This is a genomic window from Clostridium lacusfryxellense (assembly GCF_018861735.1).
Classification (GTDB): domain Bacteria; phylum Bacillota; class Clostridia; order Clostridiales; family Clostridiaceae; genus Clostridium_AD; species Clostridium_AD lacusfryxellense.
The window spans coordinates 91062-104347 of sequence record NZ_JAHLEB010000012.1 but is presented as its reverse complement, the minus strand read 5'-3'; the positions used below and the strand labels follow the sequence as shown (position 1 = coordinate 104347).

At 32.0% G+C, this 13286-nt stretch carries 12 protein-coding genes, 1 tRNA gene and 1 rRNA gene; 13 read left to right on the top strand and 1 reads right to left on the bottom strand.

Annotation, left to right across the window (positions count from 1 at the left end; translation table 11 throughout):
- The 6 genes from rrf to disA form a co-directional block, all read left to right on the top strand.
- Positions 1 to 105: ribosomal RNA gene (rrf, locus tag KPL55_RS09410) — 5S ribosomal RNA — on the top strand; the annotation flags it as partial.
- A gap of 5 nt (positions 106 to 110) precedes the next feature.
- Positions 111 to 185: transfer RNA gene (locus KPL55_RS09405), tRNA-Asn, on the top strand.
- A gap of 251 nt (positions 186 to 436) precedes the next feature.
- On the top strand, positions 437 to 673 hold the full coding sequence (locus KPL55_RS09400) for a hypothetical protein (protein WP_216306450.1): 237 nt from the start codon (positions 437 to 439) through the stop codon (positions 671 to 673).
- A gap of 185 nt (positions 674 to 858) precedes the next feature.
- Positions 859 to 2100 carry an aminopeptidase P family protein gene (locus tag KPL55_RS09395; protein ID WP_216306449.1) on the top strand — a complete coding sequence of 414 codons (1242 nt, stop codon included), beginning with the start codon at positions 859 to 861 and terminating at the stop codon, positions 2098 to 2100.
- Between the two features lie 227 nt (positions 2101 to 2327).
- Positions 2328 to 4769, top strand: coding sequence for an ATP-dependent Clp protease ATP-binding subunit (locus KPL55_RS09390; protein ID WP_216306448.1), 2442 nt, complete (start codon positions 2328 to 2330; stop codon positions 4767 to 4769).
- A 180-nt stretch (positions 4770 to 4949) separates the two neighbouring features.
- Positions 4950 to 6014 (top strand): DNA integrity scanning diadenylate cyclase DisA, encoded by a 1065-nt coding sequence (gene disA / locus KPL55_RS09385; RefSeq protein WP_216306447.1) that lies wholly within the window; start codon positions 4950 to 4952, stop codon positions 6012 to 6014.
- 37 nt (positions 6015 to 6051) lie between these two features.
- Here the strand turns inward: disA and KPL55_RS09380 are convergent, their stop codons facing one another.
- On the bottom strand, positions 6052 to 6456 hold the full coding sequence (locus KPL55_RS09380; RefSeq protein WP_216306446.1) for a nucleoside triphosphate pyrophosphohydrolase family protein: 405 nt from the start codon (positions 6454 to 6456) through the stop codon (positions 6052 to 6054).
- A gap of 146 nt (positions 6457 to 6602) precedes the next feature.
- Between KPL55_RS09380 and KPL55_RS09375 the strand changes: the two genes are divergently transcribed.
- The 7 genes from KPL55_RS09375 (at position 6603) to KPL55_RS09345 (ending at position 13284) form a co-directional block, all read left to right on the top strand.
- Positions 6603 to 7076, top strand: a complete 474-nt coding sequence (locus tag KPL55_RS09375; protein ID WP_216306445.1) for a CarD family transcriptional regulator — start codon at positions 6603 to 6605, stop codon at positions 7074 to 7076.
- A 116-nt stretch (positions 7077 to 7192) separates the two neighbouring features.
- Positions 7193 to 8296: a PIN/TRAM domain-containing protein gene (locus KPL55_RS09370; RefSeq protein ID WP_216306444.1), complete on the top strand. Its 1104-nt coding sequence runs from the start codon at positions 7193 to 7195 to the stop codon at positions 8294 to 8296.
- A gap of 25 nt (positions 8297 to 8321) precedes the next feature.
- Positions 8322 to 9011 (top strand): 2-C-methyl-D-erythritol 4-phosphate cytidylyltransferase, encoded by a 690-nt coding sequence (gene ispD, locus KPL55_RS09365; RefSeq protein WP_216306443.1) that lies wholly within the window; start codon positions 8322 to 8324, stop codon positions 9009 to 9011.
- 346 nt (positions 9012 to 9357) lie between these two features.
- Positions 9358 to 11070, top strand: a complete 1713-nt coding sequence (locus KPL55_RS09360) for a proline--tRNA ligase (RefSeq protein ID WP_216306442.1) — start codon at positions 9358 to 9360, stop codon at positions 11068 to 11070.
- A gap of 33 nt (positions 11071 to 11103) precedes the next feature.
- The gene (locus tag KPL55_RS09355; protein ID WP_216306441.1) at positions 11104 to 11526 is read left to right on the top strand and encodes a Mini-ribonuclease 3; all 423 of its coding nucleotides are present in this window, start codon (positions 11104 to 11106) and stop codon (positions 11524 to 11526) included.
- Positions 11527 to 11984: 458 nt separating this feature from the next.
- A complete protein-coding gene (rlmB, locus tag KPL55_RS09350) occupies positions 11985 to 12767 on the top strand; it encodes a 23S rRNA (guanosine(2251)-2'-O)-methyltransferase RlmB (protein WP_312887261.1) in 783 nt (260 codons plus the stop codon).
- A 7-nt stretch (positions 12768 to 12774) separates the two neighbouring features.
- On the top strand, positions 12775 to 13284 hold the full coding sequence (locus tag KPL55_RS09345) for an NYN domain-containing protein (protein WP_216306439.1): 510 nt from the start codon (positions 12775 to 12777) through the stop codon (positions 13282 to 13284).
- The last annotated feature ends 2 nt before the right edge of the window (positions 13285 to 13286 follow it).

Genomic DNA, 13286 nt, shown 5'->3' with positions numbered 1-13286 from the left:
GGCATGAAGGTAACACCCGTTCCCATACCGAACACGAAGGTTAAGCTTCAATGCGCCGATGGTACTGCAGGGGTGACCTTGTGGAAGAGTAGGTTGTCGCCAGGTAATAATCCGCGATAGCTCAACGGTGGAGCACTCGGCTGTTAACCGATAGGTTGAAGGTTCAAATCCTTTTCGCGGAGCCATTATATTTAAAACAAAAAAGCTAATATTTAGCTTTTTTTTGTTTTGTAGAAAATAATAATATCACATAGTTTATTCATAACAAGGCATAAGTATTAATAATTTTAGATTATTAATGTTTATGTCTTATTTTATTGATGTTTATGCCTTGTTTAAAAAATTAAAAGATATATAAAGAATATTAAAATAAATACGTATATTATAACTAAAGTTACAAAAACTAATACTAAATATAGGAAAAGGGGGAGAATTAATGTCGGATTATACATTAGATATTTCAGGGGATATTAACTTAAGTGATTATAGTAGTATACATGATTATATGGGTTTAATTAAGCAAAATGATAAATTCACAATTACTTCAAAAATAAACGACCCTGAGGAAATGAAGATACTCTGTAAAATGCTAGAGAATAATTATTTTGACGTTGTAACACAAGGAGATATGAAAAATGGAGAGTATTATATAACATCCCAAAAGAAAAAATAAAGCTAAGTAGTAATAAGAATTTCAGCTTGTTACTGGTATTAAATATATATTACAATATAAAGCTTGAGTATAATTAGATATTAAATATTGAAATTATTTGGAGTGAGTGTTATGTTATAAATAGAAATAGAAAATTAAATGGAGTGTTTTGGTCTAAACTTATAAACGCTTATTGGGGGATTGGGATGGAAAATTTATTATTTACAAAGAATAGAAAAAGATTGTGGGATAAATTAGAGGAAAAGTCTATAACATTGATGTTCGCAGGTCAAGCTCCATATAAATCAGGGGACGAAACATACGCATTTACGCCGAATAGGAATTTTTATTATCTAACAGGAATAAATAGAGAGAAGATAGTTTTAATGTTAGTAAAAATAAGGGGTAAGGTTGAAGAAACTTTATTTATAGAAAAAAATGATCCGTTTATGGCTAGATGGATAGGGGCGAAAATTAGTGAGGATGAAGTAAAAGAAATTTCTGGTATTGAAAATATTAAATTTATAGAAAAATTCGAAGAAACATTTGCATCTATTTTAGATAGAGAGAAAATAAAAGATTTATGTTTAGATCTTGAAAGACAAGAATTTCATATATCAACCACCTCGTCACAAAGATTTGCTAAAGCAGCGTTGGAAAGATATCCTTATTTAAGAATAAAAAATGTGTATCATCAAATTGCGGATCTTAGAGTTATAAAATCAGAAGAAGAAATTGGATTAATTAGAGAAGCTATAGATATAACTGATAAGGGTATAAAATCATTGATGGAAAATGCAAAAGTAGGCATGAAAGAATATCAACTAGAGGCTTATTTTAATTTTACACTAAAAAGTAGCGGGGTAACTGATTACGCTTTCAAAACCATAGCAGCTTCCGGTAAGAATGCGACAATACTGCATTACGTTGAAAACAATAGTGAACTTGAAGAGGGTAAGTTAATTTTATTTGATTTGGGAGCTCAATATAAATATTATAATGCAGACATAAGCCGTACTTTTCCTATAAACGGAAAGTTTACAGAAAGACAAAAACAGGTTTATAACGTAGTATTGAGAGCTCAGGAAGCTGTTGTAGCAATTGCCAGACCTGGTATAATGTTTTCTGTTTTAAATGAAGCGGCTAAAAAGGTGCTTGTGTGTGGATGTATTGAATTAGGCCTTATTAAAGAGGCTAGTGAACTACCTAAGTATTATTTTCATGGTGTAAGTCATTATTTAGGGTTAGATACCCATGATGTAGGAAGTCGTGATGTAGAATTAAAGCCAGGAATGATATTGACTAATGAGCCAGGTCTCTATATAGAAGAGGAAAATATTGGAATTAGAATAGAAGATAATCTATTAATTACAGAGAGTGGATGTGAAAATCTTTCAAAACAGATTATTAAAACAGTAGAAGAAATTGAGAAGTTTATGGAAAAATAATTTTTTGACGTAAATTAATATCTTATAAATTTTGATTTAAAAGGGCTTATCTTAAGATTTAAGGGGGATAAGCCTTTCTATTATTCTGAAAAATTATTAGAATAATTTTATGAAAAACACTTTACTTTAGATTTATTAAATAATTTTATGATGTTATGTAAGAATTGCAACAAAATTGGGCATAATTAAAGGTAAAAGTAAATTGATTGCAAGTGAGGTATTATAATATGATGTTTAATAAATTTACGGAAAGAGCACAAAAGGTTTTAGTATATGCCCAAGAAGAAGCACAACAATTAAGGCATGGGTATGTAGGTACTGAACATATACTTCTCGGAGTTTTAAGGGAACAAGATGGATTATGTAAAAAATCATTAAATGATATGAAAATTTCCTCTGAGGCAGTAAAAAAATTAATAATAGAGTATGAAGGCGAAGGTGACGTAGAAATGCGTAGGAATGAAATACCCCTAACGCCGAGAACGAAAAGGTTACTGGAACTTAGTCTTTTAGAAGCAAGGAATTTAAGTCATAACTATATTAGTCCAGAACATATTTTACTTGCATTGATTAAAGAATCAGAGGGTGTTGCGTATACAATTTTGGCTAACTTAGGAGTGGACTTTAATAAACTTAGAAATGATATATTGAATAATTGGTGCTCAGAGGACAATCCAAAGGGAAGCACATCAAAAGGGAAACAAAAGAGTACTACGCCAAGTTTAGATCAATTTGGTAAAGACTTAACTGAAATGGCAAGAGAAGGAAAACTTGATCCGGTTATAGGGAGGGATAATGAAACTCAAAGGCTTTTAGAAATTTTGTGCAGAAGAATGAAAAATAACCCATGCCTTATTGGAGAACCCGGTGTAGGGAAAACAGCTATAGCAGAAGGACTTGCACAAAGAATAGCAACAGGCAGTATCCCTGAGATTTTAAAGGATAAAAGAGTTATAACTTTGGATATATCATCAATGGTCGCAGGTTCAAAATACCGAGGTGAGTTTGAAGAGAGGCTTAAGTCGGTTATGAAAGAGATATTAGTAGAAGGCAATGTTATTATATTCATAGATGAAATTCATACTATAATTGGAGCAGGAGGAGCAGAGGGAGCAATTGATGCATCTAATATATTAAAGCCAGCCCTTGCCCGCGGAGAGCTACAATGCATTGGTGCGACAACTATAGATGAATATAGAAAACATATTGAAAAAGATTCAGCACTTGAGCGAAGATTTCAACCTATAATTGTTGGAGAGCCAAGTAAAGAAGAGGCTATTCAAATACTAAAAGGATTAAGAGATAAGTATGAAGCACATCATAGAGTGAAAATTACTGATGCTGCTATTGAGGCCGCTGTTAGTTTATCACACAGGTATATAGCAGATAGGTATTTACCTGATAAAGCAATAGATCTTATAGATGAGGCTGGCGCAAAAGTAAGAATTCAGAATTTGACCACTCCTCCGAATTTGAAGAATTTGGAGGACGAAATAGATAAAATATCTAAAGAAAAAGCCGATGCTATATCAGTACAAGATTTTGAAAAAGCAGCTAGAATAAGAGATACTGAGAAACAATTGAAGGATAAATTATATGATTTCAAAAATAATTGGAAAACACAGAATCAGGCAGATGAACTAATTGTCTCGGAAATTGAAATCGCTAATGTTGTGTCTAGATGGATTCATATTCCTATAGAGAGATTGACACAAAAGGAATCAGAGCGGTTACTAAAATTAGAAGAATCGCTCCACGCGAGGGTAGTAGGACAGAGCGAAGCAGTCAAATCTATTTCAAAGGCTATAAGACGAGCGAGAGTAGGTCTAAATGACCCTAAAAGGCCTATAGGTTCCTTTATATTCTTAGGACCAACTGGTGTTGGAAAAACTGAATTATCTAAGGCTTTAGCAGACGCTATGTTTGGCGATGAAAATAATATGATAAGAATAGATATGTCAGAATACATGGATAAGCATACTGTTTCAAGAATGATGGGTTCACCACCAGGATATGTGGGGTTTGATGAGGGTGGTCAATTAACAGAGAAGGTTAGGAGAAATCCATATTCGGTTATACTATTTGATGAAATCGAAAAAGCACATCCAGATGTAGTTAATATTTTATTACAAATATTAGAGGATGGAAGGCTAACAGATGGTAGCGGCAAGACAATAGATTTTAAAAATACAGTTATTATAATGACATCAAATGTTGGGGCATCTACCCTAAAAAAGCAAAAATATTTAGGGTTTGATATAAAAGAGAATGATGAAAACTCAGAATATGAAAAAATGAAAGAGAATATAATGGATGAGTTAAAGCTTTCATTTAGACCTGAATTCTTGAATAGAATAGATGATATAATTGTATTTCATTCACTAGAGCAGGATGATTTATATAAAATAGTTGAAATAATGCTTAAGGTCGTTACCAAGCGCCTTAAGGAACTTGAAATTAATATTACCTTTGATGAGGAAACTAAAAAACATTTAGCTAAATCTGGACTTAATACTACTTATGGAGCTAGACCACTTAGACGAGAAATCACTAAGTTAGTGGAAGATAAGTTATCTGAAGAAATACTTAATGGTAATATTTTAAAAGGTGATAATGTAACTGTTATAATGGAAAATAGCAAATTGATTTTTAAGACTTTGCACGTTTAATGTTGTTTATATACATTTAAAAGTATATAATTATAATGGAATAATTATTAAAAAACCACTCTTGAGTGGTTTTTTAATTTATAGAAAATGACAATATTATAATAGAATGATTTTAAAATAATATTGTTTAGAATAAATATACATAGGAGTTCTAATATTATTATTAAGTAGGGAGAATATATGAGAGAAGAGAAAAGTAAGGAACTTATGGGAATATTAAAAATAATGGCACCAGGAACAACACTTAGAGAAGGGCTTGAAAATATTTTAAAGGCTAAAACTGGTGGACTTATTGTTTTGGGCGACGGTAAAGAAATATTAGATATTGTAGACGGGGGTTTTGGAATAAATGCAGAATATAGTCCTGCGTATATATATGAGCTAGCAAAAATGGATGGGGCTATAGTAATAAGCACGGATTTGAAGAAAATACTGTATGCCAATACCCAACTTATGCCAAGTTCTACAATACCAACATTTGAAACTGGAACAAGACATAGAACAGCTCAGAGAATAGCTAAGCAAACGGGGTATATTGTTGTTGCAATATCACAGAGAAGAACTATTATAACAGTATATAAAGATGATATAAAATATGTTTTAAGGGATAGTAGTATTATTTTAGCAAAAGCAAATCAAGCTGTTCAGACATTAGAAAAATATGTTTCTGTTCTTGAACGAGTAGTAAGTAATTTAAATCTGTTAGAGTTTCAAGATCTAGCTACCCTCTTTGATGTTATATCAGCAATTCAAAGAACGGAGATGGTTATGAGAATAGTAAGTGAAATTGAGAGACATATATGTGAACTTGGAAATGAAGGAAGATTAATTTCGATGCAACTAAATGAATTAATTAGAAGTGTTGAAGAGGATGGAATATTATTAATAAGAGATTATTGTCAAAGTGGTATGAGTTATACTCAAATGTATGGTCAAATTGAAAAGATGAGTTCAGTCGAATTACTAGACTTAGACTTTATATCTAAAATCATTGGATATGTAGGTGTCCCATTGGTTGATACTCTCATTTCTCCAAGAGGATATAGGATGCTCAATAAAATAGCTAGGATACCTGTAAATGTTATAGAAAATCTAGTTAAGCACTTTAGAGAATTGAAAGCGATAATGGAAGCTTCCTATCAGCAACTTGATAGTGTGGAAGGTATTGGTGAAGCAAGAGCAAAAACTATTAAAAATGGATTAAGAAGGTTAAAAGAGCAACTTACGCTAGACAAACAAATATAGCACAAAATGAGTTTTAACTTATCTTGTGCTATATTTGCTACCTCATAGTATATTTACCTAAAGTACTAATCTTGTTATATTCCTTTAAAAGAACATCATACAAATTTAAGTCCACAAGGTTACATAGAGAAGCAATATAAAAAAGATTGTTACCGAGTTCTTTTTCTATAACTTCTCTGCAGTTCTCGCAAAGACTACCTTGCATGTGATTATCGATTGAAGAACTAAGGGTGTCTAAATCCAAATCATCTACAGTGGCAGGAGTATTTTGCTTTTTTGCTTCAACGTTAATGCATCCACAATTGGTAACAGATTTTGCAACAGCGCGATTGACTCTTGCCCCAGACTCTTGAAGTTTAGTAACTATATCTAAAATACTTCTATGCCTTATCAGAGACTCATCTACGGAATTTTGAAAATTATCAAATATACAATCTTTCATTAAGTTCAACTCCTTGTAAAGATTTATCTAACTATACTATCTTAATTATAGGTTTTATATTATGTTTTTGTCAATATATTAAGTACGTATTTCACCCTATGAATATATAATAAATCAACAAGAGATTTATTGATAGGGGGACTGTTATGTTAAATATTGGCCAAAAAGTATTTCTAGCTGACTATGGTGCAGGTTATATTCAGGATATAGATATGAAGGAACACTCTAATATAAATAATAAATATATAAATATATATCTTTTGCTTGATGATATGAATTTTATGATTCCAATAGACAAAATTGTGAACCATAAAATAAGAAATGTTTTAAATGAAGTAGAGCTCCAAGAAGTTTTAAGTACAATATCAAATCATACTCAAGGAATAGAAAGTAATTGGAATAATAGATATAGAAGTAATAAGAAAAAAATCCAAAGTGGGGACACTTTAAAAATGTGTCAGGTAATTACAGATTTATATTATTTAAAGGGTCAAGATATGCTTCCACCAGGAGAAGTAAAGATTCTAGAAAGAGTTGAAGGAATGGTTGCAAGTGAAATAATGCTAGTGCTAGGGATAGATATGGAGCAAGCATTACGTAGAATAAGAGATTTAGTTTAACAAATTGTTAATTGTGTGACATATTTTATTGAAATACACAACTTTATAGTATATATTAGATAATAACAGGATATAAATTCAAATAAGTGTTAATAATTTAAAGGGAGGTGAAGTTTTTGTTAAAAAATATATTAAGAGGACTGTTTACGATCATAGGACTAATTTTAGGGTATTTAATAGGAGGTATGCTTCTAAGCACAAAATATTTAGGTGATCTTAATTATTTTAAAAATGGGATTCAGGGAATAATATTAGTAATTTTTTCTACTTTAGTTTTTGGGGTTATTCTATTTCTATTATCCCCTGTACTAGTATCTTTAATAATGAAATTCATGGATTATGTGGAAAAAAGCACACAAAAAATGCCGACTTCGCAAATTATATTTGGAACTGGTGGGGCAATAATTGGGCTTGTAATTGCATCTTTAGTTGCTGGATTATTTAAATATCAATCACCTATATGGAACATTATTGCGGTTATTTTTACAGTTATAATGGCGGCCTTAGGGGCAGATTTCTGTGCTAGAAAAAGAGATGAAATACAATCTTTCTTCACAAGCACTAAAAAAAGTAATGGTTATAAAGATAAGAAAGCCAAGGGATTTACTAATGAAAATCCAAAGGTATTAGATACATCAGTAATAATTGATGGTAGAATATTTGATATTTGTCAAACGGGCTTTGTTGAAGGGCCACTTGTAATTCCTACATTTGTATTAGAAGAGCTTAGACACATAGCAGATTCGTCAGATGGGCTTAAGAGGAATAGAGGAAGAAGAGGTCTTGACATATTGAATAAAATTCAAAAGGAACTAAATATTGAAGTTGAAATTTGGGAAAAGGATTTTCCTGAGATTGCAGAAGTGGATAGCAAACTTTTAAAGTTAGCTCAAGTATTGAATGGTAAAGTAATTACAAACGATTTCAACCTTAACAAGGTAGCTGAATTCCAAGGCGTTCCAGTTTTAAATATTAATGAACTTGCAAATGCAGTAAAACCAGTAGTTTTACCTGGAGAAGAAATGAAGATTCAAGTGATGAAAGATGGAAAAGAATCTGGGCAAGGAATAGCGTATTTAGATGATGGAACAATGATTGTTGTTGAAGGTGGAAGACGTTATATTGGTGAGAATATAGTTGTTATTGTAACATCAGTACTTCAGACCGCTGCAGGCAGAATGATTTTTGCTAAAAATAAGGATTCTTTAGTAAAAAGCTAAACATATTACGTAAGCGAGGGTTTTGATGAGTAGAAACTGTGCCATAGTTTTGGCAGCTGGAAAAGGAAAACGGATGGGTGAATCTATTAATAAACAATACTTACATATTAAAGGGTATCCCGTTTTATACTATACGTTAAAGGCTTTTACGCAGAGCGATTGTATTGATGATATTATTTTAGTGGTGGCAGATGGTGAAGATGACTACTGCAGAGAAGAAATAGTTAAAAAATATAATTTTTTGAAAGTTAAAAATGTAGTTATCGGTGGCAAAGAAAGACAACATTCTGTGTTAAATGGTCTGAGGGCCGTAACAAATTGTGATATTGTACTAATTCATGATGGGGCTAGGCCATTTATAAATGAATCTATTATTCAAAATGCAGTCCGTTATGCTAATTTATATGGAGCAACTGCTTGTGGAGTGATGCCTAAGGATACTATTAAGATGAAAGATGCTTCAGGGTTTTCTATGAAATCACCCAATAGAGAAATGTTTTTCTGTGTTCAAACACCTCAAGCGTTTAGGTATGAACTTATATTAGATTGTCATAATAGAATTAATAATGAAGATATTATGGTAACCGATGATACAATGGTGGTAGAGAGATATGGTAATAAAGTATATCTTTACGAGGGAAGCTACAATAATATAAAGGTGACAACACCAGAAGACTTAGAAATTGGAAAACAAATATTAGAAAAGGTAACATAGTTTAATAGTGGGAGTTGCTAATGAATGTTGACACAATCATATTTAATGTGTATGTTTATTAGTAACTATAAAGAATATTTTATACAAATAAATATAAGGCAATGATGAAGAATAGTAGAGACCAATTTACAGAGAGAAAATATTAAGCTGAGAGATTTTCAAAGGTTTTGAACCAGCTTTTGAGCTGTAGAAAAACTATCGGTACTATATATCGGTAAAGAATGAGTGTAGATTTAGGTGGTACAGCGAAGAATTCGCCCTAAAACGGGGTGAATTCTTTGTTTTTTTGCTGTATACTGATTCGTTTTTTATTGAATGTGTCTAAAATATATAAGGAGGAATAATCATGAAGTTATCTAAAATGCTAATTAGTACTTTAAGAGAAGTACCGGCTGAGTCAGAGATAGCAAGTCATCAGTTAATGTTAAGAGCTGGGATGATAAGGAAAATGGCCTCAGGAGTATATAATTATTTGCCATTTGGAATAAAAGTTATAAAAAAGATCGAAGACGTTGTTAGACAGGGAATGGATGCTGCTGATGCACAAGAGTTTTTAGCATCAGCTCTAATTCCGTCAGAACTATGGGTAGAGTCGGGAAGATGGGATGTTTATGGAGCAGAGTTATTTAGATTAAAAGATAGAAATGAAAGAGAATTCTGTTTAGGACCTACACATGAAGAAGTATTTACAGATATAGCTAGAAATGAAATTAAATCTTATAAACAACTACCATTAAATCTATATCAAATTCAAACGAAGTATAGAGATGAACGAAGACCAAGATTTGGTGTTATGAGGTCAAGAGAGTTTATAATGAAAGATGCTTATAGTTTTGATGCTAGCAATGAGGCGTTGGATAAGTCTTATAATAAAATGTATGATGCCTACAATAATATTTTCAAAAAATGTGGACTTACATGTAAGGCAGTAGAAGCCGATTCTGGAGCAATGGGTGGGTCAGGTTCAGCAGAATTTATGGTTAAATCTGAAGTTGGTGAAGATGAGGTGGTCTTCTGCACTTCATGTAGTTATGCAGCTAATATGGAGAAGGCACCAGGAACTCCAGAGATTATGGAAAAAAAGGAGTTTAAGGAACTTAACAAAATATTAACCCCAAATGTAAAAACTATTGAGGACCTAGAGAAGTTCTTTAATACCACATCTAAAGGATTTGCAAAGACTCTTATATACAAAGCTGATAAGAGAGTAATTGCTATTGTGCTACGTGGAGACAGGCAATTAAATGAGACTAAAGTAAAAAACAAAATAGGTGGAGCGCTAGAGTTCGAAATGGCAGATGCAGAGACTGTAATGACATCAACTTCCGCAGCAGTTGGATTTGCTGGGCCAATTGGAATTGTGGCCGATATATTATTAGTAGATGAAGAAATAGTAAATATGTATAATTTTATAGTTGGCGCAAATGATACAGGATACCACTATGAAAATGTTAATTACGGAAAAGATTTTAATGGCATAGTAGGGGATTATAGAAATGTTAATGAGGGAGATAAATGCACTAAATGTGGGTCCGCGCTCACAATTGCTAGAGGTGTAGAGGTAGGACATATATTTAAACTCGGAACAAAGTATTCGAAGGCTATGAATGCAACATTTATTGGTCAAGATGGAAAAAATAAACCCCTAGTTATGGGATGTTATGGGATAGGTATCAATAGAACCATGGCAGCTATTATAGAGCAGAATCACGACGAGAATGGTATAAAATGGCCTTTGTCTGTAGCTCCATATCAGGTTGTAGTAGTACCAGTGTCTACAAAAGATGAAGGGCAGATGGAAATTGCTCAAGAAATTTATGATAACCTAAAGAAGATAGGAGTTGAGGTTCTTATGGATGATAGAAATGAGCGAGTTGGAGTTAAATTTAAGGATTTAGATTTAATTGGAATTCCAATTAGAATTACGGTAGGCAAAAGGATTTCTGAAGGTAATGTTGAGTTTAAATTGAGAAGCGAGCAAGAAAATGAAATAATTCAAATAGGTTCAGTTATTAATAGAGTCAAAGAAGAATTTAATAATAATAACATAATATTATAGATAGAATAATTGATAGTTTAAAGGAGAATAAACATGGAGTTTAATATTCTAAAAGGTAAATTTACAATCCAGCAAGTAAAACAATTAAATCCGCTAGTTCTTGCAATAGTTGGGGATGCTATTTATGAGGTGTTTATCAGAACCTATCTTGTAGAAAGAAATAGAGATATGAATGCGCACAAGATTCATGTAAAAGCAATTGAGTACGTAAAAGCTCATGCACAAAGCGAGTATATGAAGATTATTATAGATGATTTGGATGAAGAAGAGCTCACCATGTTTAAAAGAGGTAGGAACGCCAAAAGTGCCACAACACCCAAAAATGCTGATTTGAATGATTATAAGTGGGCAACGGGATTTGAGGCGTTAATGGGGTTCTTATACTTAAGTGAGAAAAATGATAGGTTGAACGAAATTTTCGAGAGAATTATAAACCACAACTTAGGGGATAAATAATTTTTCTTAGGGTTAAATTATAGAACATATGTATAAGACTGAAAAAAATATAGCATCATTAGCTAAACTTTGTTATAGTCAAGTAGATATATGATAAGAAAACTTTATAATGTATATGAATCTTGTTTAAGTCTTAATAATCAGTTATAGGTATGATTTATAAAATAAATTATAAAAAATATAAAATATATTAAATATATTAAATGAGAGAGGTATTAAAAATGAGTGATAATAAAAAATATCAAGGAAATAGACCTAGTAATAAGTTTTCAAATAGCCGGGAAGATAAAACTGGAACAGATTCTAAAAGAAGTAGAACTGGGGAACGCGGTGCTAAAACGAGTAGAGAATTTACAAGTAGTCGAGAAGATAAAGCTAGAGTAAGTCCTAGAAAAAGCAGACAAAGTGATGAAGGGGTAGCAGATAATAGAAAGTTTACTCGCGAGAGATCAGTAGCGATTCCTAAAAATAGTGGTGGAAATGAAGAAGTAGAACCTAAAATTATTAGAGAAGACCTAATTGAAGGAAGAAATGCGGTTATAGAGGCACTTAAATCTGATAGAACTGTAGAATATATTCTTATTGCAAAAGGGGATCTGGTTGGGTCTATAAGCGTAGTACTAGCTCTAGCCAAAGAAAAAGGAATTGTTACAAAAGAAGTAGACAGAAGAAAGCTTGATCAAATGGCTCAAACTTCATCACACCAAGGAGTTATAGCTGTAGTAACACCTTACAAATACTTTGATATAAATGACATATTTAAGTGCGCAGAAGAAAGAGGAGAGAAGCCTTTTATTATTATATTAGATGAAATAGAAGATCCACATAATTTTGGTTCTATAATAAGAACTGCTGAGGTATGTGGAGCTCACGGAATAATAATACCTAAGAGGAAGAATGTTGGAGCTACTCCGACAGTATACAAAACATCAGCTGGTGCAATTGAACATATGAAAATAGCAAAAGTAACAAATATAAATGCGGCAATAGAGGAAATTAAAAAACGTGGAGTATGGGTTTATGGTGCGGATATGGAAGCAAAAGATTACATTTTCAATACAGATTTAACTGGTTCGGTGGCCCTTGTTATTGGAAGTGAAGGTAGAGGAATATCTAAACTTACAAAAGAAAAATGTGATGTGCTAGTAAAAATACCTATGGTTGGAAAAATAACATCTTTAAATGCATCTGTTGCTGGCGGCATAATAATGTATGAAATTATGAAACAAAAAATAAGATGAGTTAAAAGTGAAAACAATTTTTGTTGATGGGTATAATGTTATAAATAGCTGGCCGAATCTTAAAAATATAAAAGATTTTAGTTATGGGTCTTCTCGCCAAGAACTTATTGACTCACTTCAAAACTACTCAGGATTTAAAGGGTATAAGGTGTTTATAGTTTTCGATGCACAACTGGTTAAAGGTAGCCTTCAAAAAAAAGAAACGCAAGGGAATTTAATTGTGGTTTTTACAAAAGAGGGCGAAACAGCTGATGATTACATTGAAAGAATGGTTAACAACATAGGACGAAAATCTGAAGTCTGTGTTGTTACATCAGACTCATTAGAGCAGCAAGTTACATTTCAAAGAGGTGCTATTCGAATGTCTTCAATTGAATTTTACCATGAAGTAATTAGTACTCAGAAAAAAATCCGGATTAATATTGAAAAAAATCAATTGGATAAACGAAATAGGTTGGATGAGCGAATAGATAATGAAACATTACAAAAACTTGAAAAAATTCGAAGGAGCCGTTGAAT